The organism is Salinivirga sp., assembly GCF_055145285.1.
In genome coordinates, this window is record NZ_JBSRDC010000004.1 from 1 (window position 1) to 26,206 (window position 26,206).

The 26,206-nt window shown below is 40.6% G+C and carries 19 protein-coding genes; 8 read left to right on the top strand and 11 right to left on the bottom strand.

What is annotated here, in order from left to right:
- The first annotated feature begins 355 nt into the window (after window positions 1–355).
- From ACTB0Y_RS00450 to ACTB0Y_RS00465, 4 genes are all read left to right on the top strand, one after another.
- Window positions 356–1,930 (top strand): transporter substrate-binding domain-containing protein, encoded by a 1,575-nt coding sequence (locus tag ACTB0Y_RS00450; RefSeq protein ID WP_463204810.1) that lies wholly within the window; start codon window positions 356–358, stop codon window positions 1,928–1,930.
- 176 nt (window positions 1,931–2,106) lie between these two features.
- A complete protein-coding gene (locus ACTB0Y_RS00455; RefSeq protein WP_463204811.1) occupies window positions 2,107–2,592 on the top strand; it encodes an RNA polymerase sigma factor in 486 nt (161 codons plus the stop codon).
- Window positions 2,592–3,824: a hypothetical protein gene (locus ACTB0Y_RS00460; RefSeq protein WP_463204812.1), complete on the top strand. Its 1,233-nt coding sequence runs from the start codon at window positions 2,592–2,594 to the stop codon at window positions 3,822–3,824. Before ACTB0Y_RS00455 ends, ACTB0Y_RS00460 begins: the two co-directional genes overlap by 1 nt.
- Before the next feature lie 56 nt (window positions 3,825–3,880).
- Window positions 3,881–4,720, top strand: a complete 840-nt coding sequence (locus tag ACTB0Y_RS00465) for an outer membrane beta-barrel protein (RefSeq protein ID WP_463204813.1) — start codon at window positions 3,881–3,883, stop codon at window positions 4,718–4,720.
- Between the two features lie 324 nt (window positions 4,721–5,044).
- Here the strand turns inward: ACTB0Y_RS00465 and ACTB0Y_RS00470 are convergent, their stop codons facing one another.
- Complete coding sequence (locus ACTB0Y_RS00470; protein WP_463204814.1) at window positions 5,045–5,329, bottom strand: thiamine-binding protein; 285 nt, start codon at window positions 5,327–5,329, stop codon at window positions 5,045–5,047.
- A gap of 180 nt (window positions 5,330–5,509) precedes the next feature.
- Between ACTB0Y_RS00470 and ACTB0Y_RS00475 the strand changes: the two genes are divergently transcribed.
- Window positions 5,510–7,891 (top strand): outer membrane beta-barrel protein, encoded by a 2,382-nt coding sequence (locus ACTB0Y_RS00475; RefSeq protein WP_463204815.1) that lies wholly within the window; start codon window positions 5,510–5,512, stop codon window positions 7,889–7,891.
- A gap of 248 nt (window positions 7,892–8,139) precedes the next feature.
- Here ACTB0Y_RS00475 and ACTB0Y_RS00480 read toward each other — a convergent pair whose 3' ends face one another.
- Window positions 8,140–8,520: a hypothetical protein gene (locus ACTB0Y_RS00480; RefSeq protein WP_463204816.1), complete on the bottom strand. Its 381-nt coding sequence runs from the start codon at window positions 8,518–8,520 to the stop codon at window positions 8,140–8,142.
- 202 nt (window positions 8,521–8,722) lie between these two features.
- Here ACTB0Y_RS00480 and ACTB0Y_RS00485 point away from each other — a divergent pair, with 202 nt between their 5' ends.
- The 3 genes from ACTB0Y_RS00485 (at window position 8,723) to ACTB0Y_RS00495 (ending at window position 14,732) form a co-directional block, all read left to right on the top strand.
- On the top strand, window positions 8,723–9,700 hold the full coding sequence (locus ACTB0Y_RS00485; protein WP_463204817.1) for a lamin tail domain-containing protein: 978 nt from the start codon (window positions 8,723–8,725) through the stop codon (window positions 9,698–9,700).
- Window positions 9,701–9,793: 93 nt separating this feature from the next.
- On the top strand, window positions 9,794–12,502 hold the full coding sequence (locus ACTB0Y_RS00490; protein ID WP_463204818.1) for a TonB-dependent receptor: 2,709 nt from the start codon (window positions 9,794–9,796) through the stop codon (window positions 12,500–12,502).
- 85 nt (window positions 12,503–12,587) lie between these two features.
- The gene (locus ACTB0Y_RS00495) at window positions 12,588–14,732 is read left to right on the top strand and encodes an endonuclease (protein WP_463204819.1); all 2,145 of its coding nucleotides are present in this window, start codon (window positions 12,588–12,590) and stop codon (window positions 14,730–14,732) included.
- 505 nt (window positions 14,733–15,237) lie between these two features.
- On the opposite strand, the gene ACTB0Y_RS00500 is transcribed toward ACTB0Y_RS00495, so the two are convergent.
- The 9 genes from ACTB0Y_RS00500 to porZ form a co-directional block, all read right to left on the bottom strand.
- On the bottom strand, window positions 15,238–15,957 hold the full coding sequence (locus tag ACTB0Y_RS00500) for a TlpA family protein disulfide reductase (RefSeq protein ID WP_463204820.1): 720 nt from the start codon (window positions 15,955–15,957) through the stop codon (window positions 15,238–15,240).
- Window positions 15,958–16,099: 142 nt separating this feature from the next.
- Window positions 16,100–17,104, bottom strand: a complete 1,005-nt coding sequence (locus ACTB0Y_RS00505; protein WP_463204821.1) for an endonuclease/exonuclease/phosphatase family protein — start codon at window positions 17,102–17,104, stop codon at window positions 16,100–16,102.
- Window positions 17,105–17,128: 24 nt separating this feature from the next.
- Entirely contained in the window at window positions 17,129–19,885 is a 2,757-nt protein-coding gene (gene polA, locus ACTB0Y_RS00510; protein WP_463204822.1) for a DNA polymerase I, read from the bottom strand.
- A gap of 15 nt (window positions 19,886–19,900) precedes the next feature.
- Window positions 19,901–20,350 carry a 6-pyruvoyl trahydropterin synthase family protein gene (locus ACTB0Y_RS00515; protein ID WP_463204823.1) on the bottom strand — a complete coding sequence of 150 codons (450 nt, stop codon included), beginning with the start codon at window positions 20,348–20,350 and terminating at the stop codon, window positions 19,901–19,903.
- Window positions 20,351–20,415: 65 nt separating this feature from the next.
- On the bottom strand, window positions 20,416–21,132 hold the full coding sequence (locus ACTB0Y_RS00520) for a tRNA threonylcarbamoyladenosine dehydratase (protein ID WP_463204824.1): 717 nt from the start codon (window positions 21,130–21,132) through the stop codon (window positions 20,416–20,418).
- On the bottom strand, window positions 21,132–21,779 hold the full coding sequence (locus ACTB0Y_RS00525; RefSeq protein WP_463204825.1) for a TatD family hydrolase: 648 nt from the start codon (window positions 21,777–21,779) through the stop codon (window positions 21,132–21,134). The genes ACTB0Y_RS00520 and ACTB0Y_RS00525 overlap by 1 nt, the downstream gene beginning before the upstream one ends.
- Before the next feature lie 120 nt (window positions 21,780–21,899).
- On the bottom strand, window positions 21,900–23,057 hold the full coding sequence (locus ACTB0Y_RS00530; protein ID WP_463204826.1) for an aminotransferase class I/II-fold pyridoxal phosphate-dependent enzyme: 1,158 nt from the start codon (window positions 23,055–23,057) through the stop codon (window positions 21,900–21,902).
- Window positions 23,058–23,132: 75 nt separating this feature from the next.
- Window positions 23,133–23,837: a DNA repair protein RecO gene (recO, locus tag ACTB0Y_RS00535; RefSeq protein ID WP_463204827.1), complete on the bottom strand. Its 705-nt coding sequence runs from the start codon at window positions 23,835–23,837 to the stop codon at window positions 23,133–23,135.
- Window positions 23,834–26,158, bottom strand: coding sequence for a type IX secretion system anionic LPS delivery protein PorZ (porZ, locus tag ACTB0Y_RS00540; RefSeq protein WP_463204828.1), 2,325 nt, complete (start codon window positions 26,156–26,158; stop codon window positions 23,834–23,836). The genes recO and porZ overlap by 4 nt, the downstream gene beginning before the upstream one ends.
- Between the last annotated feature and the right edge of the window lie 48 nt (window positions 26,159–26,206).

A 26,206-nucleotide genomic window follows, 5' to 3' on the forward strand; every position in this document is an offset into this window, starting at 1 on the left:
AAAATCGTTGCGCTCGCCGCGTGAAAACATTCCGGACAAAACCATACTTAAATAAGACACGGCGTGTGTAAGCAAATTACCTGCATAAAAACAAAAAATCATCCCGGAAATTCATTGGCAAACACACCGTGTCTACCAAGTAACCTTTCGCGGATAAAAACAGAATGAACAAAACACCAATATCTCGACAACAAGCCCCCCCCACGGCTATATTCAAATAAACCTTTCATTATAATTTATTTCTTACGAATCATTTTCAAAGATTTGTTATCTTTATTCTTTATTATCGCATCTATTTCTTATGAGCAACCGATATCACATTTTATGCCTTGTGTGCCTGGCAATAGCTCTTCTTATGAAGAGTAATGCATCTTTGGCTGCAACACAAAAAGGTACTCTGCAAAAAGAAACCATTATTGTGGGTGGCGATTATGATTACAAACCATACACCTACCTTGATAAAAACGGCGAAGCCCGGGGATTCGATGTAGAGGTAATAAAGCATATAGCCAAAGCCTATGGCTTTAAAATAGAGTTCCGTTTTACGGAATGGGAGGAAGCTCTCAACAACTTAAAAAACGGCAAAGTTGACCTACTACTGGCAACGCTTTACACCGACATAAGAGATTCTGTTTTTGATTTCACCATTCCTTACAACGAGGATTATTACGATGTATTTGTGCGGAAAAACAGCCCGATAAAAGAGATCGGTGATCTTGCAAACAAAGAAATTATTTCTTTAAAGGGCGATGCTTCTATTAACCGTTTTATTGAACCCATGGCCCTTTATAAAAACACCACCGAGGTAGGCTCTTTGCCCGAAGCCATTCGTTTACTATCAGAGGGTGAGGGAGATGCTGTGTTAGCACCTTATTCCATTGCCATGCAAACCATTGATGATGCTAATATCGACAACCTCAAATCGATTGGATATTCCATTATGCCCATTTTGTACCGGTTTGCCGTAAAAAATGACGATACAGAACTACTTTCAGTTTTAAACGACGGAATTGATGAACTGAAGGTTTCAGGTTTAAAAGAAAAGCTGCAAAACAAATGGAAAATTTATCAACGTAAACAAATATCGGTGATGAAAGTGCTCCGGTACATAGGCATTGGCCTTATCCCTATTATCGTCCTCATCATTATGCTCGTTATATGGACCCGTATGCTCAGAAAAAGAGTGGCCGAGAAAACAAAAAGCCTTCAGGAAAAAACCAATTCGCTTGAGGACATGATTAAAACCAAAGACAAACTTTTCTCTATTATTGCCCATGATCTAAAAGCCCCTTTCAATAGTATTCTTGGCCTGTCGGACTTGCTGCAGGAAGATGACGATAAAAACGACATTGAACACTCTAAATACCTCGCAAAACATATACACACCTCAGCCAAAAACACCTTAAACCTGCTCGAAAATTTATTGAGTTGGGCCAAAATGCAAACAGGCCAGATGAGCTTTAACCCTGAAACGCTGCATTTACGAGACATCACCAATAATGTGGCAGACATTGCAAATGCCTCGGCAAAAATTAAAAACATCTCCATTCAGCAAAATATTGACAATGATATGCAAATATTTGCTGACAGAAACATGCTCAAATCAATACTGTACAACCTGATCAGTAATGCCATAAAATTCACACACAAAAATGGCACTGTCAATATCGAAGCACAACAAACAAACACATCAACACAAATAAAAATATCAGATAATGGCGTGGGAATCAGCCCCGAAGACCAGGAAAACCTTTTTAGCTTACGCTCAAGCATATCCACCCAGGGAACAGAAAAAGAAAAAGGCAGCGGTCTGGGACTTATTTTATGCAAAGAATTTATTGACCGGCACAACGGACAAATTGATGTAAACAGTGAAAAAGGACAAGGCACAACATTTATTATTGAATTACCAATTTCTGGAAAGCAATAAAAAACAGCAACAAAGGAATTGAAACAAATAACGTCGCTTCACCACTCCCTTAAACGAATCTGTTTGTTGAACAGGCAAAACGTACAGCCTAATCATCGTAAAACACTATATTTTTTTAAAATTTTCTTGTAACTTTTGCGAATCATTATCGTCATACAACCGGAAAAGCTAACACCATGACCACAGAGGAATACAATCAGAGTGTTGATGAGTTCAGTGATGCCGTGTACCGATTCATGCTCAAAAACACTCGTAACGAGGAGCTTGCCAAGGACATTGTACAGGAGTCGTTTGCCAAAATGTGGGTGAAAAGGAAAGAAATTGATGGCCAAAAAGCCCGTTCATACCTTTTTTCCACCGCGTATCATCAAATGATTGATGTATACCGTAAAGAAAACCGCAAAGACGACTTCGAAACAGTGCAGGAGCAAGATTACGCGCACGACGACCAGTACTCCGACCTGAGCGAAGTGCTGAGTGAAGCAGTTAAAAAACTGCCCGAAATACAGCGTTCGGTTTTGATGCTACGCGATTATGAAGGTTACTCCTACCAGGAAATAGGAGAAATAACCAAACTCAACGAATCGCAGGTGAAAGTATACATATACCGGGCGAGATTGTATCTGAAGAAATATATTGGTGCCATGGAAAATGTAATATAATGACAAACATTAATCGAAATAACTACGAAATCTATATGATCGACTATCTCGATGGTCAACTCTCAGAAGCCGATGAGCAATCCCTCATGCAGTTTCTGAAAGAAAACCCTGACCTGAAAGAAGAACTCGATCTGATAAAGAACAGCGCACTTCCTGATTCAGATGTGGTTTTTGATGCCAAAAATGCCCTCAAGAAAAACCTGGAGGACGAGCCCATCAATGATGAAAACATTGACGAATGGTGTATTGCTGCAATGGAAGAAGATTTATCTCCGGCAGGGAAAACAAAATTTGCACAAGAATTAGAAAAACATCCGGCTTTCAGAAACATATTTACTCGTTACCTTAAAACCCGCCTTGAGGCTGAAGATATTCCATTTCCCGGTGTTAAACCCTGGCAATTACCAAACTTTGAAACCAGGCCATCCATCGAAGATGCCGACTACTGGATTATTGCAGCCCTGGAAAACGACCTGACCCTTGCACAACGCAAGGAATGGGATACATTTAAAAAACAAATAAACGGTATTGACAAACTTGAAAAAGATTATCTTACCACTAAGCTGATACCCGAACAAATCACCTATCCCGAAAAAAGCAAATTAAAAAAGCGTAACTCCCGCATGCGGTACCTGTACCCATTATCGGGAGTAGCAGCTGCAGCAGCATTGTTTTATTTGTTTATCAGTATTGCCAACATTAACCAAAACACCTATCAGGAGTTTAATAAAAAAATGGCCGGAATAGAACAGCAAACTGAGGAGGGCCGATACCCCAACCCGGCATTTATCAATCCGGCCATGAAGAGCCACATGGTTAATACAATAAAACACTTTACAACTGCCCAAAACCGGAAGGAAGAAACAATTCAAAAACAAAAACCCACTTTTACAAAAAAACATTTTACCACACTTGAACCCATGCCCATCAGGCAGGCAAGCATCGAAAACTTTGAAAATGAAAACATGCCAGAGCCTGAAATGCAAACCGAAGTTATTTCAGCCAATGAGGTGATGAATAAAATGTATGCGCAAAACAGCCAGCCCTCATTCAATGTAAAACCCGAAGATAAATTAACCCTTTTTAAAGTAGCACAAAAAGGCGTAGAGGCCGTGAACAATAAAGTAGGAACGAATATGAACCTGCAGGCCAAATATGACAATCGTGGTCAAAAGAAAAAAGTGCACTTTTCAACGAGGCTTTTTTCCATCACAAGAACAGTAAATAAATAAGGTAACTTATCATTACAACGAATAGTCATAAACACGAAATCGGAAAATAAAGCATGATGAAAAAAATAATTCTAATCCTCAGCATTCTAATCCTCTTTACCACCGGGAAAATCCAGGCGCAAGAGGATACCATAAGCAACCAACATACACCTGACACCACCTATATTGATTTAAAAAACAAACGCATCATCATTATTGATAAGGTGGGTGGCAACTACGATACTTTTGAAGATGATGACGACGAAGACAACCGCACAGAACAAAAGCATAAAAGCGCCGATTTTGATTCACACTGGGGAGGTATTGAATTAGGACTAAACACATACATGACCCCGGACCAATCGCTCACACTTGGCGAAGACCAATACTACCTGGAGCTGGAAGACTCAAAATCGCTGGAGTTTAACCTTAATCTTTTCGACATAGCCATACCCATTATTGACGACCGTGTAGGGCTGGTCTCGGGTCTTGGTTTCAGCTGGAACAACTATAAGTTCGATAACAAACAACTGGTCCTTCAAAACGACAGTTCAGCGCTTTACTATGACAGTGTATCGTTAAAAAGCTATAAAAAGAACAAGCTCACAACCGTATTCCTGACAGCGCCACTGGCATTGGAATTCCATTTTCCGGCTGGTAATAAAGAAGTCTGGTTCCTTGTGGGTGGATATGCTGGTGTGAAAATCGGCTCGTACGTAAAACTGGTGGCCGACGATGATGATAAATCCAAAACAAAAGAAGATTATCACCTCAACACATTCCGTTATGGATTCAGAGCCGCTGCAGGAGTCAATAATTGGAGTATTTATGCCACCTACAGCGCCAATCCATTATTCAAAAAAGACGAAGGACCGGAACTTTATCCTGTAAGCGTGGGAGTAGGACTGGCGTTTTAAAACAACCCTAATCGTAAAGTACATATCCCCCAGAGTCGAACCAATAAGATAGGTTGCGGCCTTTTATATGTACAAATAGCGGAGGCCGGGCAACAAATCAATCAGGCTAATATCCAATGATAAGATTGCAGCAAGGCTTCCATTAAATCGTTGCCTTTCAGTGAGGACCGCACTCAAAGCCAGACCCTCACTATTTATTTACAAGGTTTTATAGAATTTCCGTCAATGATAACGCTCTGTGAAAAAACCGATTCTAAACAAACACGCAGAAACAACCCGTGAAAGCTCAACAGAACCTTTTGAAATTTGGAATTTAAAAAAGCATCAGCCATCATACTTCCCCGTCTTATCTTCAATCGCTACATCTTTTTCAGAAGCCTGCATCTTCAAATTTATCAGTGTCGAAGGAGCCACATTCAGTACTTCCTCTTTCACTTTGGTGAGAATTTCCAATGCATTATCCCAGGTAGTTTCAATAACTGTTTCAAACGGACAAACACGATATTTTACGCCGCTGCTTTCAATTACAGCAATCGCCTTATCAACCACATCGTAAACATTATCAACTCCCTGTGGTAAAACCTGAATAGCTACATTAATCTTTTTCATTTTTCTGTCTTTTTTAACTTACTGCATTCAAGATGCTTAATGATTTCCTATCCACCAAAGATAAAAATTTTATCACCAGGTGTAACATATGCATGAAGTGTTCGTCCTAATATTGAACCCGCGAAAATGAATGTTTAACCCCATTCATTTCCGTTTATTAACCCTTAAAACCATTATTTTATGAAACCCAAAAATCACCCTTTTTTGGCCCTGGCATTAGTATGTCTCCTTTTCAGTATCAGTACCCAGGCCGCAGAAAAACCAGGAACAATTACAGGAATTGTAATTGAAGCAAACACCAAAGAACCTGTAGCATTTGCCAATGTTGCATTAATGAACCAAACAACAGAGAACATTGTCGCAGGAATCATTAGCGACGAAACCGGGCACTTCAAACTGAATGGAGTTCCTTATGGCAATTACAGGTTACAGGTGTCATATCTTGGTTTTGAACGCAAGATGCTTCCCATTAAGCTTAACAGAGAAAATAAAATCCTGGAAGTGGGCACCATACCTTTAAATCCTAAAAGCGAACAGCTTGATGAGGTTATGGTAGAAGAAGAACGCCTTAAAGGAAAGCAGGAAGTCGACCGCACGGTTTATACGGTAAACACAAAGGTGCAGGAGATGTCAACCGACGGCATGGATGTACTCAAACAAATCCCCGGAGTTACGGTTGATTTCCAGGACAATGTAACGCTCGAAGGTACAGGTAATATTCTGTACCAGGTAAATGGCATCACACGCGATAAAGATTTCGTAGCACAACTCAACCCAAATGATTTTAATAAAGTAGAGATTGTAACCAATCCCGGCGTGGAATATGAAGCAGACATAGACGCGGTGATCAACATTGTGTTAAAAAAACGCCCCAAAGGTGGCCGGGGAAAAATTTCTGCCCAGTTACCTAATCCGGAATCGATATTGGGTAACCATAATGCCAGTATTGAATACGGAAATGATAAATTTCGCGTATTTCTCTCAGATCGCTTACATTTCGAAAACTTCGATGCCAATCAAACTACCGAAACCCGCATTATTAGTGGCAATAATGTAACATCACTTTATGAAGAAGGCTCCGGTAACGCCACGTGGATGAACAATAGCACAAATTATGGAATTGATCTGTTCCTAAATGATAAAAACACCATAAACCTTTATGGTAGCGTATATCTGCGCAACATGAATCAAAAAAATTACGAACAGCATGGCATACAACAAACAAACGATGTGTTGATGAAAGAATATGACCTACTCATGAATCAAAAAGACCTTGGTATTGGACTTTATCACTCCCTTTTCTATGAACATAAATTTGATGAAAAACACAATAAATTTACGAGTCAGGTTAACTATTACAACTATACAAGCAACGGTGACAATAGCTACGATTACACCTACACCTTCCTGAATGGTGAACTATCAGAACCGCTGGAAATAAACCGGTTCGAAGATATCAATAATGAGCGCAACATGCTTGAGTGGAAAAATGATTACCAGCAAATGCTGGGCAGCATTAAAATGAAAGCCGGCTATTGGACTTACTACCAATGGTACGACAACAAATTTGAAGCCGACCAGGATGTCGATCGTGATTTCAAATTTAATGAAATCAGACAGGAAGCCTATGTTAGTGCCGGTGAAGCAATAGAGCAACTGCAATGGAATGCGGGTTTGCGCATGTCGTATTCACATAGCCGCATAGACGCCAGCGCCACCAATGAATATCTGGAGCTTCTGCCACAAATGAGCCTGAAGTATGGTTTATCCAAAACCTCATCACTTAAGTTCAGTGCACGCCGCCGCATCGACAGGCCTGACATGGGACAACTGAACCCCTTTGAAACACAAGCCGACAGCCTCACTATTTCACGTGGAAATCCCGACCTGAAACCACAGCTTATCAACCGGGCAGAATTACAATATGCCATCAACTTTAAATCGAACTATATTGCACCCAAAGCCTATATCGACTATACCACAAATAGTGGCCAGCAAACCACTTTCATCAACGAAAATGGTATTTCGGTTGTGCAGCCCGACAATGTGGGCAAAAGATATGAATACGGCCTAAGCCTCACTGGAGCAATAAAAATTACCCGTTGGATGCGATTAAATGCCAACATACGGTTATTCAACACCGAAATTTATGGTCCGGACAATTATAGCGACGAGCAAATGGCCTGGGGCGTAAACAGTTCACTTACTGTGTCGCCCTGGAAAGACAAGCCAATACATTTTATGGCACAAATACAATATAACAGCCCCCGCCTGCAATATAAATCAGAAACCATTCGCGATCCTTTAATTATTATTGGGGCAGATTATAAGATCAATGAAAGATGGCAGGTAAGTGGTTTTGCAGTACCGGCCAATTATAATTTCACCTACGCTGCCATTGAAAGAACCGACACAAACTATTATTTCAAAAACGATGGCAACATTGACATCAGCTACTTTTTTGCCATAGAGTTGGCATATAGATTCAAATGGGGAAAAGAACCCAAAAAACTTCAGCGCTCAACCGATTACGAAAAAGATGGTGGTGGAGGCACACTATAGGGTGATTAGGGTTAATTTGCCTCAAACCGCATGGGGAAGCCTGTGCGGTTTTTTCTGTTTGTATAGCGCAAATACGTTTTCTCGCAGCGACCGCCATTGAAAATATCACACCACGGGCGAAACGGATTATTCTAGCCTGTGATGGTTTCAGGCAATTTCCAGTGGGTTAATTTTTGGGGTCGCATCAGATTATATTTGGTGCGGTTTCCCTATAAAATTGATGCTCAATTGATCTAAAACTAAACGGGCTATTTTTTCATAAACCTCAAAATATCGCGGATTTCTATCACGCTAAATATCAGGTATAACGCAAGCATCTCAATAAGCAAATATTTAAAAATTTCCGGCACTGAAAATGCCATAATGATCATAGCAACTATGAGCACCAATAATTTCAACCCGGTTAAAGCCATAAAGGCCCGGTTAAAAACAGCTAAGCGTTTTTGCACGTATCGATATAGCGAATATTGGATAATCCACGAAAAAACAAGATAGGCAATAAGTAAGTAAAGATAGCCGGGGTGGAAACTAACCAATTTTGTAAATTTCAATATCACCCATCCTGAAAAAAACAAAACAACGCCAAGTAAAAGTGTAATAATTAAAAACTTCCGGTAAGATTTCCACATAATTTTAGAATTTTTTTACAAAAATATCTAAATTCATTGCATTTTATTCTAATTATCAAAAAAAAACCTTCCCTTCTGGTAAGAGTTATTCATTTTCATTAATTTTAAACCCTTTTCCTTAAAAATTTATCAACAGGGATGTAACCATCAGACAACAAATATCGAATAGATTTACAAACACAACCAACAAAAAATAAAAATTATGAAAAAATTATTACTTATTATTGCGGCTGTTACAATGGCTTTTAGCCTTTCAGCGCAAGATTGTTCCGATCTATTTATTTCCGAATATATAGAAGGGGACTCACAAAACAAAGGCGTAGAAATTTATAACCCCACAGCTAATCCAATTTCGCTTACCGGTTACACATTAGTTCGTTTTTCAAACGGCGATGTATATCCGACAGATGAGCTCAATCTTGCTTATGTAGATTCAGTACAGGAAATTCAGCCTTACGATGTTGTTGTAGTAGTTAACGGGCAAACCGTAGAAAACGACTATGGTGTTGTTGATCCGGAACTTTACGATATGGCGGATATTGCAGGGCAAGGTGAATACGGCTTGGATCCCAACTATTTTAATGGTAACGATGCTGTTGCTATTCTTAAAAATGACAATTTAATTGACCTTTTGGGAAAAATTGGTGAAGATCCGGGTGAAGGATGGACTGATGCAGATTCGCTTAATTACGTAGCCGGTGAGTATTACTGGTTATCATGGACATCAAATCACACACTGATTCGTCAGGCAACAGTGCAGCAGGGTGTAACAAGTAACCCAACTGCTTTTAATCCTGCCGAACAATGGGATTCGCTTCCACAAAATGTATGGCAATATTTAGGCTATCACGAATCTGAATGTGACCCCAACTACGACGGATACCCGGATTATTACGACTACGATGGAATTGGTGATTTTTCTGCAGCGCCAGCTAAAACAAAAATGGCTGTTTATCCGAACCCCGCTAAAGCAAATAGCGCAGTTAGAATTATGGGTGCTGAAAACATTGTGAGTGTAAAAATTTACAACGTTCTTGGATCGCTTATAAAAACATACCCCATCAACAATAAAAGCGGAAACATTGTTCTTGAAACTAATGGACTCGAAAAAGGCATGTATCTGATGCGTGTAGCTTTTGACAACCACACAGAAAACACACAACAACTGATTATAGAATAAAAAAGCATATTTAAAGTGCGGGTATTCCTCTATGGGTACCCGCTTTTTTTATAAATATACATTTATAGCAGTATTAAATATAAATTTTTTGCAATGAGAGTATTATTCACAATTTTAGCTTTAGCTCTAACAAACTGGTTAGTTGCACAAACTACCACCATTGAAGGAGTTGTGGTAGATGCTACTAACGGCGACCCCTTGATAGGCGCCAATATTGTATTTGCAGACAATCCCGGTAAAGGAACAGCCGCTGACATGGACGGTAAATTTAAACTTCAGGTTGAACCGGGAAATTATAAGCTGAATATTTCTTATGTAGGCTACAAAAGCAAAACCCTTCCTGTTAGAGTTGGTAACAAACCGGTAAACCTTGAAATTTCTCTAAAAAGCCAAATGCTGGATGAGGTTGAAGTTGTAGCCGATGTAGCCATTGACAGAAAAACACCGGTGGCATTTATCAACATAAAAGAGAGTCAAATTACAGAAGAGTTGGCCGGCCGTGACCTCCCCATGCTCCTCAACACAACACCCGGAGTGTACGCTACCCAACAAGGTGGTGGTGAGGGTGATGCAGAAATAAAAATGCGTGGTTTTGATGGTCGTTTTGTTGGTGTACTTTTAGATGGAATTCCCGTGAACGACATGGAAAATGGTACCGTATACTGGAGTAACTGGTTTGGACTAAGCGCTGTAACCCGCACCATGCAAACGCAACGCGGTTTGGGCTCTTCAAAATTGGCCATCCCATCTGTTGGCGGTACCATCAACATACTGACCAAAGGAATTGACAACAAACTATCATTCAACGCCAAACAAAGACTCGACCAATACGGAAAATCAACCACCACAGCAGGTTTCAACAGTGGTGAGATAGGCAATGGCTGGTCTTTTACCGTGGCCGGATCATACAAAACAGGTAAAAGTTGGGTTGATGCCATGACAACGGATGCTTACTTCTATTTTGCCAAGGTCAACAAAAGAATTAAAAATCACACCCTTAGCTTCACAACCTATGGAGCTCCTCAAAAACACATACAAAGAAGTGATAAACTCAGGATTCAAATGTTCGATTTAGACTATGCTTTGGAAAATGGTGTTGACACTTCAGTTTCAACCCAGGTTGTTGACAAAGGAATAGGATATAACCGCAACTGGGGCTATTTGAGAAGAACCCGAGATAATCCTGATGCTGAAGCAAAAAAATTCTACATGAACCGCAACGATTATTTCAAACCCATGTTTTATCTGAAAGATTTTTGGAATATCTCTGATAAAATAAACGTTTATAATATCGCCTACATGTCAATTGGTCGTGGCGGTGGCATTTCCGGCATCAGAGAACAAGATGGTTCAGGATATACCGTGAACTATGATCCAGCAACAGGCCAGGCAGATATACAAAGCAGGTATGATGCCAATACAGACACTTCTGGTTTTACCGGCCCACCAATTTTCCCAGAATACTCTGGAACCCTCTACCGCTCAAGATATGCCGTGGCCAAACAAAGAAATGACCACATATGGTATGGATATCTCGGAAACATGAATTACAAGCCCATAGAGCCACTTGCTCTTGATTTTGGAGTTGATTTAAGAGCTTATGCTGGTTCACATTATGGTCAGGTAGATGACTTACTTGGAGGAGATTACTACATAGACGAAAGTGATCAACGTCTTAATTACGATGAAAACCCAAAAGCCGCCATGAAGAGCGAAGGCGATAAAATATTGTACTACTCTACTAGCTATGCCAAATGGGGCGGATCCTATTTCCAGGCAGAGTATTCCACCCCTGTATATTCTGCACTTATTAATGTAACCGGTTCAATGGTGAATTATAAAAAGGATGATTATTTTGCTGATACTGCCAGTAATGACAAAAACTTCTATGGATGGACCATCAAAGGTGGCTTCAACTATAACTTTACCGACAGAATCAATGCTTTTGTAAATGGAGGGTACTATGATAAAGTGCAGATGTTATCCTACATATATGAGGGCTATACTGTTGAATATAATGATCAAGTTGAAAATGAAAAAATTAAATCCGTTGAGTTAGGCTTTCAATATAAATCCAAGCTGTTCTCTGCCCGTCTAAATGGTTACTACACAAGATGGGAGAATACTGTTCGCCGAATTAGTGCTTATAAACAAGAAGGACCCAATTCAGGGCAATGGTATAATAATTATGCAGGATTAGATGCTGAACACATGGGTGTTGAATTGGATTTTACACTTAAACCCATAGAAGAATTAGAAATCAAAGGATGGATGTCCCTTGGTGACTGGACCTGGGATAAAGAATATGATAATCTTACACTATTCAATTATGATCCCTTTACAGGTACTGCTTATGAATATGACATTTCATTTGACATAAGTAACATATATGTAGGTGGAGCCGCACAAACGCAATTTGGTGGTCAGGTACGCTATGAACCCATTGATGGGCTATACGGTTCATTAACAGGTACCTATTTTGACAGATATTATGCTGACTTTGAACCCGAAACAGCCACGGACGACGAAGGTAATCCTCGCCAGCCATGGCAAGCCCCATCGCATATTCTATTTGATTTCAATGCCGGCTACAGTTTCCCCTTACCCTGGTATGAAAAAATAAAACTTAACGTTGGTTTCAACATATTAAACTTGCTTGATGAACGTTACATTACCGCAGCACAAAACAACGCTGAGGTACTTGGCGGAGGAAACCCTGGTGAAAATTTCGATGCAGCATCAGCAGCCGTATTTTTTGGACCTCCTCGCAGGTTTATGGTTAACCTTGGAATTCGTTTCTAAAAATAAACTACAAACATAAAACCCACATCACTTCTTCGGGAGTATGTGGGTTTTTAGACTCAAACAACAGAAAAATATCTAAACAATGAAAAATATCACACTCATACTGGCATTGTTCCTGACAATGCAACTGGCAGCCCAACCCACAGGCTATTACAATGGCACCGAGGGCAAAACAGGCACAGAACTTAAAAATGCTTTAAACGATATCATCTCCGGCCACATGGAGTGGGCCTATTTTTATGCTTCAGACATATTTTTGCAGTCCGACGCAGATACAGCAACACCCGGAAATGTAATAACGGTTTATAAAGGTTCTTCAGTTGACGGTACTGACTATGGCACAGGCGGCGATTTTCTGAACCGTGAGCACGTGTGGGCAAAATCACACGGGCAATTCGATACCGAGCTTCCCACAGGAGCCGATGCTCATAATTTAAAACCCTCCGATGGCTCGGTAAACATAGCCCGCAGCAACAAAGACTTTGACAATTGCCAGGCTACCGGCACCCAACACGACGAAGCCACAGGCTGCTATTACACCAGCACAGCATGGGAGCCACGTGATGAGGTAAAAGGCGATATTGCCCGCATCATCTTTTACATGGCTACCCGCTATGAGGGCGAAAATGGTGAGGTAGACCTGGAAGTAAATGACCAGGTTGAAAATTCACCCCAACCACTACACGGCAGGCTATCGGCACTTTTGCAATGGAACGAGCAGGACCCGCCCGATGCTTTTGAACGCAACCGAAACAACGCCATTTTTGGTTACCAGCAAAACCGTAACCCCTTTATCGACAACCCGGAATGGGTAAATATGATTTGGGACGGTGCTGCGGCAAATAGCATCAGTATTGCCAGTGTAACACAATCGCAAGACCTGGTTTTTACCGGCGATGCCGTTGATATTGCTGCTACCATCACCGGAACAGGAACCATAAGTGCAACTTTATACTGGGGAACCGACATTGAGTCAATGACCAACACAGTATCTATGAATGCCTCAGGCGATGAATTTACAGCACAAATCCCTGCTCAGGCCAGCGAAACAGACATTTATTATACCATTGAAGCTACAGACGACAACGGATCGTATCAATCTGTGCCCTACACCTATCACGCAGAAGCCATTTTTAACGGCACAATTCAAACAATTGCCGATGTCCAGGGTGAACAGGCCGCAACACCCTTCGAAGGCCAGGAAGTGACCATTACGGGCGTTGTAACGGCCAATTTTGGTGAGGGCTTTTTTGTTCAGGATGGCAGCGGCCCCTGGAGCGGCATTTATGTGTATGATGTATTGAATCCACAAATTGGCGACAGCGTAATTCTTACCGGAACCGTCACAGAATACTACGACTTAACAGAAATTGTTGATGTAACAGATTATTATCTAATAAGTCGCGATAATGTACTACCTGCTATAGAAACAATTCAAATTAGTGACCTCGGTGAGGGATATGAAAGTGTTCTAATTAAAATTGCAGGAGCTGAATGCACCAACACCGACTTAGGTTATGGTATGTGGGAAATCAATGATGGCACAGGCACTATGGCTGTGCACAACACTCAGATTCACGAAATAGAGCCTTCACTTGGAACAATTTACGATATTTCTGGTCCGCTAAAATGGGACTTTGGAGAATGGAAAATTGAACTAAGAGGTGCTTTTGACACCCAAAGTGGCGACCATACAGCTCCCATGGTCAACGAGGTAACTGCAAACAGTGCTACTTCGCTAAAAGTAACATTCAGCGAAATACCGGAAGAAAACAGTGCTTTAAATTTGGCTAATTACAGCGTAAATAATGGCATTTCAGTAACTGATGCGGCTATCGGTTACCCCTTAACAAACGTGATGCTTACCATCGACGAACTCACAGAAGGAGATTATGAAATAACCATCTCCAATGTTGAAGATGGTTCTGGCAACGTTATGGAGACCCAAACCATTGCATTCAGCTTTGGCACAGGCCTTGAAGATTTTGAAAACCAAAACTTCCGGTTGTATCCCAACCCTGCAGAAAACGGACAGGTAACTGTGGACGGCATCAAAAATGTAAAAAATATTCAAATTACAGATGCTACGGGTCGTGTGGTAAATGAAATCACCAACACCAAAGGCAATAACACAATAACAATTAGTCAGTTAAACGGTGGCATCTATTTTATTAGATTAACTACTGACACCAACAAACAATTTGTTTCAAAACTAATTGTACGGTAATACAGTAATAATTCAAAACTATACTGCACCCCGGGAGTTAGGCTTAACTTCCGGGGTGTTTTTTTGAGGGTTATTGTTTTTTTACTTATCTGAATATAAATGCTCGCCGGGCTACCCCGGCGACCGTGCATTGTATCGCGTGGTATCCTAATTAAATATTACAAACGTTATAAAAGATGCTGCTATAAGTGGCCTCTTTTTTTGCTCACCTCGCACCCTCACTAACTCTTCTATATTTGTGCCATATGGCATTAACCGAAAGGAGCGGACTGCCTGCACGCGGTTCGTGCAGAATTTCTACATTAAGGCCATGAACGGCAAAACGGGCGAAATTGCTTGGCGGCCAATGGGAGGCCGGCTTGGAGCCGGTCTCCCATTAAGGGGGCTTCGAACCTTTTTGGACAGCCTGCTTTAAACTTATCCTGTATATAAGCTTTTCCTAACAGCAGGGGAATGAAAAACCGATTTAAAAAGTAAACATATCATTAATCTTCCTTCGAAATAATCACTCCTTCAACAAATCATCAATAGCGCCGCGAATATGTGCATCACTTCCCATACGCAACTTACCATCTTCTCCTTTAATAAATCCTATGCCGCGGCCCGATTCCAAAAAGTTGCCGTTTTTATCGATATAGAAGAATTTGGGCACGGCCAGAATACCGCAGGTGTCTGAAAATTCATCTGCGCGTACGATGTGCGTAAAATGAAATTCATGATCGTTCAGGAAAATATTAACTTTTTCAGGGTCATCATCGGTTACTGCTAAAAAATGCACCTGATCGGCGTAATCTTCTTTAATTTTATTGAGCAGAGGCATCTCTTTTATACATGGAAAGCAGCGTGTATGCCAAAAGTTGAGCACAATGGGCTTGCCTTTCAGGTCTGAAAGATGCATAGTATCACCGTTCAATTGCTGAAGCGGCAAATCAGGCAGGGGTTTACCTACCTTTAAATACTCAAAATAATGAAACCCCGGGTCGGCTTTTTTAGTAGTGTATTTAAAATACCTGATCAACGAATCATTACGAGTCAACTTTTTATAAATATTAAAATTGACCTGCAGTCCATCTTTTCCGAGTTTTAAACGCATATGTCGCTTAAAATCGTCGAAAGTTTCGGCAGTCATCACTCTTTTTCCGTCGGAATAAAAAACTTTCGGTTTGTCCTGGGTAAAACCTACCAGGCTAGCCAGGGCAAAAATCAGTAATAGCAAGTGTTTCATGATGTTTGTTTTTGAACCATTAAATTAATTAGCAGCAAACAACAGCAAATTAATCACAAATTATTGCAATTAGCTGAATCCCGAAAATCTTATTTACGACATTTCGAGCTTTTCGTGAATTTTCCCCTCAAGTTTATGTAATCTATTCAAAAACCACATACACAGGAAAATGGTCTGAATAGCCTTTCAGGTAAAGTGTACCAGCATGCGTACGTAATGGATGACCGTCGTATTTACCACCTTGTACACGTATACTTTCATCATCATAAATGTTTGCCTTTTCATACTTTAGGCCATCTTTATCAAGTAACGATTTGGTAAGTAAAACCTGGTCAAACAAAAACCAGTCATCACGATAGCATAATGTTCCCCGGTCTTTTGATAAAAGGTTCGCCAAGGGGTTATAAAAGCCTTTGTCACTCAGCCCGGTTTTATCAGATGTAGCTTTTAAAACATCAGCAATACTCTCATTGGCTGGATCATCGTTAAAATCGCCCATTACAATAATATTGGCTTGTGCCTCAGCCCCTTGAACCGAGTCGATAATTGATTTAGTAAGTTTTGCTGCTGCCACTCTTCGGTAGTTACTTTTTTCCTGCCCGCCCCGGCGCGAAGGCCAATGATTAACGATTACATGCACTTTTTCGCCCTGTAATTTACCAACCACAAGCAACTGGTCTCTCGTGTGGTAATCTTCTCCGGGAAATGTTAAAGTATAGGTTTTACTGTCGATTAGCTCAAACCGGTCCTTTCGATACAACAAACCCACATCTATACCCCGGTGATCGGGTGAATCATAATGTACGATTTCATAACCTGCCTGGTCAATTGGCGCGGTTTTTATCAAGTCTTTTACCACAGTTCTATTTTCTACCTCACAAAAGCCCAAAATATCGGGCCCGGCTTGTTTTTTATCGCCGTCCAGTTTCTCAATTACATAAGCCAGGTGATTCAATTTACGTTGATATCTTTCCGTATCCCATGCTTTACCACCACCGGGAGTCCAGTCAAAATCGCCAGATTTTGGGGAATCAATGGTATCAAACAAATTTTCAAGGTTATAAAACGCCACTGAAACAGGTTGTTTTTGGGCGTAACCAAAAGTGAGAAAAAAGGATAAAATCAGTAAAAAAGTTATTCGTATCATAATAATATTTGTTTTTAGGTTGAATTAATGTGCTTCGAGCCAGTCGTTACCGGTATTTATATCTACCTTCATTTTTACTTTAAGTGAAACTGCATTTTTCATTGCTTCCAGGACGATTGTTTTTACTTCATCTATTTCATTTTTTCGTGTATCGACAATTACCTCATCATGTACTTGCATAATCATGCGGCTTTTAAGATTTTTTTCGGCCAGTGCCTTGTTTATCTTAACCATGGCCACCTTGATCATATCTGCCGAAGAACCCTGGATAGGCGCATTGATGGCATTGCGTTCAGCAGCTCCCCGCACGGTGCGGTTGGCCGAGTTTATATCGGGCAAAAATCTCTTGCGCCCCATAATGGTTTCGGCATATCCTTTTTCGCGTGCCCGGGCAATGGATTCATCCATAAAAGCCTTTACTTTCGGATAGGTTTCAAAATAACTATCGATAAGCTGTTTAGCCTCCTTGTTCGACATACCGGTGTTTTGCGACAAACCAAATGCTGAGATACCGTAAATGATACCAAAATTTACCCCTTTTGCCTGGCCGCGCTGTTCACGGGTTACCTCATCGGGCTTTAAGTCAAATAATTTTGCTGCTGTAGACTGGTGAATATCCTCATCATTCTGAAAAGCTTCAAGCATAGCTTCATCCTGGCTTAAGTGTGCCATAATGCGTAATTCAATCTGGCTATAGTCAGCAGCGAGCAACACATGTTCTTTATCTCCCGGGATAAATGCTTTGCGAATAATCTTCCCTTTCTCATCGCGTATGGGTATGTTTTGCAAATTTGGATTGGTACTGCTTAAACGCCCGGTGCTGGTCACTGCCTGGTTATAGGAAGTATGAATCCGGCCTGTTTTGGGATTTACAAGTTTGGGCAAAGCTTCCACATAGGTATTGAGCAATTTACTTAAACCACGGAATTCCAGTATGGCCGGCACTATTTCGTGCTTATCGGCAAGCCGTTCCAGTACATCTTCACCGGTGGCATATTGCCTGGTTTTTGTGCGTTTAGGTTTGTCGGTTATTTTAAGTTTCTCGAATAGCACTTCCCCGAGTTGTTTAGGCGAAGCAATATTAAACTCCATACCGGCATAATCATGAATTTTTTGCTCTAGAGCGATCAGCTCCGTCCTCAGTTCTTCGGCAATATTCTTTAATGCCCCGCTGTCAATGGTAACACCATAATATTCCATATCGGCGAGTACATGTACCAGGGGCATTTCAACTTCCTGAAACAGTTTGTCCAGCTCATATTTTTTCAATTGGTCCTCAAGCAAAGGTTTAAGTTGCCAGGTAATATCGGCATCTTCGCATGCATAATCTTTTATCTTCTCCGGGTTGAGCTGTCCCATGCTCATTTGACCCTTTCCTTTTTTGCCGATTAATGATTCGGTGGTAACCTTTTTGTAGTTGAGGTACCGCTCTGCAATTGAATCAATATTGTGTGGTAATTCGGGCTGAATCAGATAATGGGCAATCATGGTGTCGAACAAATTATGTCCAAGATTGACACCATACTGCCGCATAACAAGCATATCGTATTTGGCATTCTGCGCGGTTATCTTATTAGAATCATCTTCGAGTATTGGTTTAAACAACTTTATTATATTATTTATTTCAAGCTCATTGCCTTTAACACTTATGTAGTATGCGCTTCCTTTTTTCCATGAAAAAGACATGCCCACAAGGTCGGCTTTCAATGGTTGCGAAGCAGTGGTTTCCGTATCGAAGCTAAAGGCAGACTGCTTGTTAAGTAACGCTGCAAAATCCTCAGTTTCTTTTTTTGTAATAATCAGTTTATAATCTGTCTCAACTGTTTGAATGTTTTCGAAATCATCTTTTTCTTCAGAAGTTTCATTATCACCAAACAATGAACCCTGAGCTTCAGATTGCACAGCACGCTCTGGCATGACTCGCTTCTTTAGGTTGCGAAACTCCAGTTCATTGAAAAGCTTTTCGAGCTCTTCCTCGTTAATTTCTTTTCTTTCAAGGTCGCTATAATCCTGGTCAATAGGAACTTCTACATTAATGGTTACCAGCTTTTTGGATAGCATTACCTGGTCCTTATGTTCAATAAGCTTTTCCTTTTGTTTGCCTTTAAGCTCGTCAATATGCTCATAAAGCTCTTCTACAGAGCCATATTGGCCGATAAGCTTTCGGGCAGTTTTTTCGCCAATTCCCGGTGCACCGGGAATGTTGTCTGAAGAATCGCCCCAGAGTGCCATCACATCAATAAGTTGCTCTGGGCGTTCAAGACCATATTTTTCTTTTATTTCATCAACACCAAGAATATCGATGCCCTGTCCAAAGCGCTTGGGTTTATACATTTTTATGCCATCGCTCACCAACTGTCCATAATCCTTGTCGGGCGTCATCATAAAAACCTCTACGCCATTTGGCTCAAGCTTTTTGGCCAATGTTCCAATTACATCGTCAGCTTCGTAGCCTTTTTGCTCGATAAGTGGAATATTCATGGCTTTTATTAAATCGCGGATATACGGAATATTGCTCCGCAACTCCTCGGGCATCTCCTCACGATTGGCTTTATATTCTTTATACATCTCGTGCCTGAAGGTGGGTGCACTTACATCGAAAACCACAGCTACGTGGTCGGGGTTTTCTTTATTGAGCAATTCGGTAAGCACATTCATAAACCCGAAAGCAGCAGAGGTATTCATCCCTTTGCTATTGACGCGTGGGTTTTTAATAAATGCAAAATATGATCTGTATATCAGCGCATAAGCATCGAGCAAAAAAAGTTTTGGTTTAGCCATAAAGCCTGTATTTAATTATTCTGTTGGATTATCTGAAGCATACCATTCGGCAAAGCTGGTGGCAGTTTCATATAGTTTAATGCTAAAAACCGACAGGTTGCCGGGTAGTTGTTTATTAATTTTTGCGGCAAAATCAGCCACGAGGTTCTCACAGGTGGGCTGCTTTTGTTCAACGATGATATTTTCGAACAAATGCTGCATTTCGGGCAGGCGCTCATCGTTTTTATACACCACAACCGAATGGTCATATTTATCCACAATTTCCTTGTTTACCAACTTTTTCAGAGCGCCGAAATCCATCAGCATCCCATTTTTGGGGTCGGCATCATCTTCTTTAGGTTCTCCTATAATAGTTACAAATAGCTTGTAGGAATGTCCGTGTATATTGCGGCATGGCCCGTCATAATTGCGCAGGGCATGCGCCATTTCAAAACTAAACTCTTTGGTAATTCTTATCTTTGACATTGAAAAATTATTTAAAATCAACATTAATTAACAAAAATACAATCTTAAAAGATAAAAGTGCCATATCAGGTGGGCTTTTTAGTCAAATTGAGTATCACTTCAGATGCACAGAAGCAACCAAAAATGGCTGGCATATAAGAAATAGTACCCACATTACTGGCTTTATTCAGTCCCTGCTCCACCACAATGGCGTTTTTATCAACCTCTTCCGGCGAATAAACAGCTCTTACCCCTTTACGTACACCAAGTTTATAAAGTCTTTTTCGCACCATCCGGGCCAGCTGACAGTGATGGGTTTTACTGATATCTGCAACCCTTACCCCGGAAGGGTCCATTTTGCCGCCACTGCCCATTGAACTCACCACAGGATAACCGTTTTTTAAGCTATGGTAAATGAGGTATGCCTTTGGCGCCAAAGTATCAATGGCATCTACCACGTAATCAAAGGGGGTTTCGAGTACTTCGATCATTCGTTGGTCGCGCAGATATTCATCCAACACAACCAGATCCATGTCCGGTTGAATATCACGCAATCGATTCGCCATTACATCTACTTTCTTTTGCTCAATTGTAGACCGCATGGCCGGCAACTGCCGGTTGATATTTGTAGGTTCAATGGTGTCGGCATCTGCAATGGTCATTTGTCCGATTCCTGCGCGGGCCAATTGCTCCGCAGCCATTGCCCCAACGCCTCCTAATCCAACGACCAAAACATGAGATGCTGCCAACCGCGTTATGTTTTCCGCTCCAAAAAGCAACCTCGTTCTATCATTCCACATCATTAAATTCTCTTTTTAAACACTTTAGTAAAATTATGCTCAACTTTTACTTCAAGTTCTTCCACATCTACCGTTCGAAAAGCTGCAAAGTTATCATATATTGACTTGATTTTGCAATCCGTTTCATCGGTCTCGAAAAAAACACGCTCAAGCGGGACTTCGGTTAATACCTTCTGCAATTTAGATGAAGCGTGTAAAATGGCTTTTCCAAAAGAAAAGTACACATTGTAGTCTAATAATTGGTGTAGTTGCTGGATATTTCCCTGAAAACCGTGTAAAACAAATGGAATATTTGCATATGACTTAATAAATGGAAATATATCGCTCAATGATTTTACCTGATGAATGATAACCGGCAACTTTAGCTTATGCGCCACATCTAACTGATGCTTAAAAACTTTTTCCTGTATTGAAAGCTCAGGGCCCTTTACCCGGTCTAAACCGCATTCTCCAATAGCGATGAGATTTTCGGGCTTATGTTTCTCCAGGTAGTTGCAAAAACGCTGTGCTTTGGACTCATCTGCATACCAGGGGTGAAGACCGGCAGTATAAAAACCCGTTGGAAAATTTCCTTGTAAAAAATCTTCGGCGTGCAGGCTCAAAATACTACAGCGGTCATTTTGCTGATGGGTATGCACATCAATCAACATAAGTGAAAATTTATTAACCTTACCGATAAGATGTAATGCATATTGATAACTTTCAGGGTGAGTGGCCTGGATAATGGGTGCATTTGCCTGAAGCTTACCCGTAGCTTCAATGAACAGGTGTTATTTCACCAGCCTCAATTTTTCAGCAGCTTGGTCGAGCACATTCTGCGGCCTCGCAAAACAAAACCGCACAATACCATAATTGGAATGGTCATGCATGTAGGCTGAGAGCGGCACGCCAGCTACACCGAATTCTTTAATTAACTTCAACACAAAATCCTTGTCGCTCAGGCCGGCTTCATTTGGAAATTTCACAGGTTGATACATGCCGGATTTAACCGGTAACAATTCAAAGGAAGTACCTTCTAATAACCGGGCAAAATAGTCTCTTTTTTGCCCAAAAGAGCGGGATATTTGGCCGAAATCGACCCCTTCGGACAAGTAGTCGTCCAGTGCAAATTGAGCCGGGGTATTAACGTTAAATGCAATATATTGATGAAGCTTTCGGAACTCATGCATTAAATCTTCGGGTGCAATGCAAAAACCTACACGCCATCCTGTAATTTGAAATGCTTTTCCAAAGCCCCCCACAATAAAACTCCGTTCGGCAAGCTCACGTTTTCGGGCCAAACTATGGTGTTCATAACCATCATAAATCAAAAACTGCAGGCTTTCATCTCCGAGAATCATTATATCTGTTCCGTTGACTATTCTGTGCAGTTCATCCAAATCATGCGCCTTTAAAATGGTACCTGTCGGGCTATGCGGATTGTTCAGAATAATCATTCTTGTATTGGGCGTAATCAATTTTTGGACCTTTGACCAGTCAATATGAAAATCAGGCTCTTCAAGTTTGACATATATGGGTTTACCCTGGTTTATTTCAACCGTTGGTGCATATAAATCATACGAGGGTTCAAAAATAATAACCTCATCGTTTTCGCGCACAGTGCTGGACAAAACAGTGTAAATGGCCTGAGAGGCCCCAGCGGTAATGGTTACTTCGTTACTTGGGTCGTACTCAATACCATATTTTTCTTTAAAAATAGCAGAAATGTTTCTGCGCAAACCTTTGTGACCATTGATAGAAAGGTAATAATTCCGGTCCTCATCAACATATTTTTTTATGAGTTGGGTCAGTTTTTTATCCTGCTCGAAATTGGGGAAGCCTCTGGATAGGTCCAACGCGCGATGCTCATTAAAAAGCTTTGAAACCTCTGAAAAAATCATGGTTCCATAGTCAGCTATCTTTCCTCTTATTGTATGGTTAAATTTCATTACACATTTTTTTAAACCAGTGATGCATATATAACGCCATTTTCAAATAATCGTTTACAAGATACAAAGATTTGATTAGTTAAACACTTGTTTAAGCACATCGTATGTTTTCAACCTGCTTATATTAAGTTGTATATGGTAATAATCGACTATTTGAGCCAATAAGGCTTGATTGGTCATTCTGTCAAACTTTAATTTGTGAAAACCTGACAAAGGGGTATGCAAAAGTTTATTAAAGCTCACATTCAATTCCTCAGGAATTGTATCGTGCATAATTTGTGGCACAAAGGACCCTTCAGAGGGGGAAAACCATGCCTGTTTGTCGGTTTTTTTTGAAGGGAAAATTCCCAGAAATCGTGTCAGGTGCAATAAAAACAATAAATGAAAATGCTGCGGATTGTCTTTTTCCTCATCAAAAAGGTGAAAAGCATTAATTAAAAAGCTAAAAAACTCTTTGTCAGGCTCCTGCTCCGGAACCACTTTGCTCAGTATTTCGGCAATAAATTGTGCAACAGTATTTTTTTGCACAGAAAAAGGAATGTCGGCATAAGGTTTCGCAAATCGCAACTGCTGAATTCGCTGCAAAGATCTGTTTGGAGAAAAATTCACTTCGAGACTTAAATGAAAAAGCGGCTGAAAATAATTGGAACTACCCCTTTTCCGGTTGCGACGCACAATGGCAGAAAAGCGACCAAAATCTCTTGTCAGGAGATGCACAATCAATTGACTTTCGCTATAACGGATTGTTCGTATTACTATACCTTCTGTAGAAGTACTCATCGGCTGACAACAAAAATTTTTGCCGCGGCTGTAGATGTACCATCGAATGATGAAGCATAAATCATGTAAACACCTGTTTCTACACGCTGATTATTGAAGTCGCGCATATTCCAGAGTGCTGTTCCTCCTTTACTGAACGTCTCAAAGATAATATTACCGGCTACATCAGCTATTCTAACTTTCATGTTATTACTCAGTCCTTCGATGTGTACCAGTCCCTGATAATTTTCATTTACAGGATTGGGATAAACCCTGGGTTTGTCGACCGTGGATTTTGCTTCTTTTATTCCGGAATAATATGACACCAGACCTTCATCAGTGGCAATATATACCCATCCATTGGTATCATCAATTCCAATATCGCGAATAAAATCTGAAGGTAACGGACTGTTCTCTGCGTTCAAATTTAAAATTTGCTCTGTGCCATCTTCAGATATTAAAAATACACCTCCGGTTTGAGTGCCCACCCATTTGCGGTTCCCCGGATCTACAGCAATACAGGAGACCCGCTCGTTTTCGAGTAAATATTGTGCTATGCCTTCTTTTTCAACTATGATTCGTGAAGCTCGGATGTCGTAATTCAATACAGATTGGGCATTATAATAAACGGCTACACCCCCTTCATCCAGGCCAACCCACACATAATTATCCTGGTCTACGGCCATAGTTGTCACAAAACTGGTGAGCATGCTATTGTCGCTGCCAATAACCCTAAAGCGCTTGTAACCATCGGCAATAGACCCATTTTTAATTTTTTCAGGATCAAATGCCACCAAGCCATAGTCCTGGTCTACAAACCAAATATCGCCCCACGGCATGGCCGTAAGGTTGGATGTAATCCGGTTCGAAATACTTCCCTGCAAGCTGTAGGCTTCCCACTCAGCACCTGCAGGCTGGAACAAATACAATGTGTGAGGCACCTGAGATGTTGTAATCCACACATCTTTATTGTTGTCATACACCAAACCTGAAGCTAAAATGTATGCTTTGTCTATATTATTAAAATTCTCAAGTGGGCTGTTATCCTGATTGTAATGATTAATTACAGTAGTATCCATAAACTCTAACAGACCATAACCGTTTGACGTGGCAAAGAAATGCGCATCATTACCCGGGTCGGGCAGAATATAATTCAAGTTGCGCACTTCAAATAATTCTTCGGTATTCCTGTTGTTCAGGTTAATCCACTGACCATCGTAAATATACATTCCATAACGCCTGTATTTAGCGCCTGCAACCCCTCCGGCAAAATATACTTTGCCATTGGAAGCCTCTACGTCATTAATAGCATTCGTGAAAGGAGAATTAGGGAGAATAACACGCTCCTGACCAGGTTCAGCTTTCACAATACCATATGTCGGGTCAGCAAAATACGCAATTCCATTAATTAAAATAGCTGCAGAGGTGTGGCCCCAATTATTATTATATCCATTGAAATAATATTGTGTCAACAAGTTACCGTTTTTGTTAAAAAACCGCACCTTATAGGACGAAATAATTGTGGTTACGCCATTGCGTTTTTCCATTCCATAAACCCTGTATTTTTCGTAATCGTAATATTGTGCGTAACTACCTCCCTGATATTTATAAATAATATCGGTTGTGTCGTCGGGTCTGCTTTGAGCAATATAAATATCACCGCCAACTTTTTCTATAAAAGGAACCTGTAGGTTATAATCAGGAATAGCCTGAAGTACGTTCCAGTTTTGGTAATTGTGCAAGTTAATACCTGTTCTTGCAGCACAATAAACCCCTTTATCTGTACCCACCCAAATGGAATCATTGCTGGTAGTTACATCGAAAGTAATAATAGCATCGCCGCTGGAGCCCAGGAAAAAGGTACTTTGTACTTCACGCTCCGGAATATTAATAAGTACAAGCCCAAAGTCACAAGCTAAAAAGGCAGTATCGCCGGCAAAATGAATATTATTAACTGATTTGGCATTTAATGAGGTGTTTTGCTGAATATCCGCCAGGGTATACACTTCATTATGATAAACAAAATCGACAAGACCGGAACTGTACCCGACCATCAAAAAATCCAATTCCTGATGGTATTTTATGGAAGAAATATTGACACCAGACAAGCCTTCGACAGTAGAAAAAGTGGTAAATTCGCCTGTTGTCAGGTTGTACTTAAATATAGCATTGCTTGTGGCCGCATATATTTCATTTTCATTCCCATCTACCAAATTTACCTGACGGTATGAGAAATGGCTTTCCCAATCGCCAATAGCATAGCCCTGTCCATAACCTGTGAATGATATGCCTGTGAGCGATAACCATATCAATATGGAATAAAACAGAAATACTCTTGCCATAAAATATGTATTAAAGGTTCAGTTCAATAACTCAATTTGGACGCAAAT

What these genes read in the sequence shown, in the direction of transcription:
- ACTB0Y_RS00500 (WP_463204820.1), bottom strand. Translation starts at nt 15,957, where the DNA reads ATGAAACACTTGCTATTACTGATTTTTGCCCTGGCTAGCCTGGTAGGT.
- ACTB0Y_RS00495 (WP_463204819.1), top strand. Translation starts at nt 12,588, where the DNA reads ATGAAAAATATCACACTCATACTGGCATTGTTCCTGACAATGCAACTG.
- ACTB0Y_RS00455 (WP_463204811.1), top strand. Translation starts at nt 2,107, where the DNA reads ATGACCACAGAGGAATACAATCAGAGTGTTGATGAGTTCAGTGATGCC.
- ACTB0Y_RS00460 (WP_463204812.1), top strand. Translation starts at nt 2,592, where the DNA reads ATGACAAACATTAATCGAAATAACTACGAAATCTATATGATCGACTAT.
- ACTB0Y_RS00450 (WP_463204810.1), top strand. Translation starts at nt 356, where the DNA reads ATGAAGAGTAATGCATCTTTGGCTGCAACACAAAAAGGTACTCTGCAA.
- ACTB0Y_RS00505 (WP_463204821.1), bottom strand. Translation starts at nt 17,104, where the DNA reads ATGATACGAATAACTTTTTTACTGATTTTATCCTTTTTTCTCACTTTT.
- polA (WP_463204822.1), bottom strand. Translation starts at nt 19,885, where the DNA reads ATGGCTAAACCAAAACTTTTTTTGCTCGATGCTTATGCGCTGATATAC.
- ACTB0Y_RS00525 (WP_463204825.1), bottom strand. Translation starts at nt 21,779, where the DNA reads ATGTTGATTGATGTGCATACCCATCAGCAAAATGACCGCTGTAGTATT.
- porZ (WP_463204828.1), bottom strand. Translation starts at nt 26,158, where the DNA reads ATGGCAAGAGTATTTCTGTTTTATTCCATATTGATATGGTTATCGCTC.
- recO (WP_463204827.1), bottom strand. Translation starts at nt 23,837, where the DNA reads ATGAGTACTTCTACAGAAGGTATAGTAATACGAACAATCCGTTATAGC.
- ACTB0Y_RS00475 (WP_463204815.1), top strand. Translation starts at nt 5,510, where the DNA reads ATGAAACCCAAAAATCACCCTTTTTTGGCCCTGGCATTAGTATGTCTC.
- ACTB0Y_RS00470 (WP_463204814.1), bottom strand. Translation starts at nt 5,329, where the DNA reads ATGAAAAAGATTAATGTAGCTATTCAGGTTTTACCACAGGGAGTTGAT.
- ACTB0Y_RS00485 (WP_463204817.1), top strand. Translation starts at nt 8,723, where the DNA reads ATGAAAAAATTATTACTTATTATTGCGGCTGTTACAATGGCTTTTAGC.
- ACTB0Y_RS00465 (WP_463204813.1), top strand. Translation starts at nt 3,881, where the DNA reads ATGAAAAAAATAATTCTAATCCTCAGCATTCTAATCCTCTTTACCACC.
- ACTB0Y_RS00530 (WP_463204826.1), bottom strand. Translation starts at nt 23,057, where the DNA reads ATGAAATTTAACCATACAATAAGAGGAAAGATAGCTGACTATGGAACC.
- ACTB0Y_RS00520 (WP_463204824.1), bottom strand. Translation starts at nt 21,132, where the DNA reads ATGATGTGGAATGATAGAACGAGGTTGCTTTTTGGAGCGGAAAACATA.
- ACTB0Y_RS00515 (WP_463204823.1), bottom strand. Translation starts at nt 20,350, where the DNA reads ATGTCAAAGATAAGAATTACCAAAGAGTTTAGTTTTGAAATGGCGCAT.
- ACTB0Y_RS00480 (WP_463204816.1), bottom strand. Translation starts at nt 8,520, where the DNA reads ATGTGGAAATCTTACCGGAAGTTTTTAATTATTACACTTTTACTTGGC.
- ACTB0Y_RS00490 (WP_463204818.1), top strand. Translation starts at nt 9,794, where the DNA reads ATGAGAGTATTATTCACAATTTTAGCTTTAGCTCTAACAAACTGGTTA.